This is a genomic window from Fictibacillus sp. 7GRE50, assembly GCF_015903875.1.
In the GTDB taxonomy this organism is placed as follows: Bacteria; Bacillota; Bacilli; order Bacillales; family Fictibacillaceae; genus Fictibacillus; species Fictibacillus phosphorivorans.
In genome coordinates, this window is the sequence record NZ_JACZDW010000017.1 from 1 (window position 1) to 1,591 (window position 1,591).

1 rRNA gene is annotated in these 1,591 nt (G+C 54.0%); it reads left to right on the top strand.

Annotated features, from left to right (window positions below):
• Window positions 1–16: 16 nt before the first annotated feature.
• Window positions 17–1,566: ribosomal RNA gene (locus tag IHV12_RS22435) — 16S ribosomal RNA — on the top strand.
• Window positions 1,567–1,591 lie beyond the last annotated feature (25 nt).

Consider the following 1,591-nt stretch of genomic DNA (forward strand, 5'->3'; position numbering starts at 1 on the left):
GAGCAAGACAAACACTTTTATGGAGAGTTTGATCCTGGCTCAGGATGAACGCTGGCGGCGTGCCTAATACATGCAAGTCGAGCGAATGATGAGGAGCTTGCTCCTCTGATTTAGCGGCGGACGGGTGAGTAACACGTGGGTAATCTGCCTGTAAGACGGGGATAACTCCGGGAAACCGGGGCTAATACCGGATAATAAGAGAAGAAGCATTTCTTCTTTTTGAAAGTCGGTTTCGGCTGACACTTACAGATGAGCCCGCGGCGCATTAGCTAGTTGGTGAGGTAACGGCTCACCAAGGCGACGATGCGTAGCCGACCTGAGAGGGTGATCGGCCACACTGGGACTGAGACACGGCCCAGACTCCTACGGGAGGCAGCAGTAGGGAATCTTCGGCAATGGGCGAAAGCCTGACCGAGCAACGCCGCGTGAGCGATGAAGGCCTTCGGGTCGTAAAGCTCTGTTGTTAGAGAAGAACAAGTACGAGAGTAACTGCTCGTACCTTGACGGTACCTAACCAGAAAGCCACGGCTAACTACGTGCCAGCAGCCGCGGTAATACGTAGGTGGCAAGCGTTATCCGGAATTATTGGGCGTAAAGCGCGCGCAGGCGGTCTCTTAAGTCTGATGTGAAAGCCCACGGCTCAACCGTGGAGGGTCATTGGAAACTGGGAGACTTGAGTGCAGGAGAGAAAAGTGGAATTCCACGTGTAGCGGTGAAATGCGTAGAGATGTGGAGGAACACCAGTGGCGAAGGCGGCTTTTTGGCCTGTAACTGACGCTGAGGCGCGAAAGCGTGGGGAGCAAACAGGATTAGATACCCTGGTAGTCCACGCCGTAAACGATGAGTGCTAGGTGTTGGGGGGTTCCACCCTCAGTGCTGAAGTTAACACATTAAGCACTCCGCCTGGGGAGTACGACCGCAAGGTTGAAACTCAAAGGAATTGACGGGGGCCCGCACAAGCAGTGGAGCATGTGGTTTAATTCGAAGCAACGCGAAGAACCTTACCAGGTCTTGACATCCTTTGACCACTCTAGAGATAGAGCTTTCCCCTTCGGGGGACAAAGTGACAGGTGGTGCATGGTTGTCGTCAGCTCGTGTCGTGAGATGTTGGGTTAAGTCCCGCAACGAGCGCAACCCTTGACCTTAGTTGCCAGCATTCAGTTGGGCACTCTAAGGTGACTGCCGGTGACAAACCGGAGGAAGGTGGGGATGACGTCAAATCATCATGCCCCTTATGACCTGGGCTACACACGTGCTACAATGGATGATACAAAGGGTTGCGAAGCCGCGAGGCCAAGCCAATCCCAAAAAGTCATTCTCAGTTCGGATTGTAGGCTGCAACTCGCCTACATGAAGCCGGAATTGCTAGTAATCGCGGATCAGCATGCCGCGGTGAATACGTTCCCGGGCCTTGTACACACCGCCCGTCACACCACGAGAGTTTGTAACACCCGAAGTCGGTGGGGTAACCCTTTTGGGAGCCAGCCGCCGAAGGTGGGACAGATGATTGGGGTGAAGTCGTAACAAGGTAGCCGTATCGGAAGGTGCGGCTGGATCACCTCCTTTCTATGGAGATTATGAAACACCTTCG